Raw genomic sequence first — 438 nt, forward strand, 5'->3', positions numbered from 1 at the left:
GTGTTCACCGTCGTGGTGCCGTAGCCTTTCGGATCGCCATAGCCATTATAACTGTAGCCGATCGTCATCAGCTTCTGGGGGGTGGTATCGCCGAACTTGGTGCCCCACAGGGTCATGGTCTTTGCCCAGTAGCCCGACACCTTCGTCACCTTGAACGTTGTCTGCACCAGCGCCGGCGTCTTGCGCACGGCGGAGCCGACGCCGACCTGCACCGTGTCGATGCGGGCGACCTGCATGAAGCTGGTCGGCATCGGGTAGCTCGCCGTGGCGGTGAAGGTCGCCGTGCCGAAAGCATCGACGGTGACGCCGGTCAGCGTCGCTGTGCCCTGACCGCCATTCGCCGCATAGGCCTGCTGCAGCGCCGTCTGGCGGTCGGCCAGCGCCGTCGTCGTCGGCATGGTGGTGATCGAGATGATGGCGGCGTCGAGCGCGTTCTGC

1 pseudogene is annotated in these 438 nt (G+C 65.3%); it reads right to left on the minus strand.

Annotated elements, in window-relative coordinates:
* A pseudogene (locus tag EN852_RS35260) lies at positions 1-438 on the minus strand (hypothetical protein); the annotation flags it as partial.

Source organism: Mesorhizobium sp. M2E.F.Ca.ET.209.01.1.1 (assembly GCF_004010375.2).
In the GTDB taxonomy this organism is placed as follows: Bacteria; Pseudomonadota; Alphaproteobacteria; order Rhizobiales; family Rhizobiaceae; genus Mesorhizobium.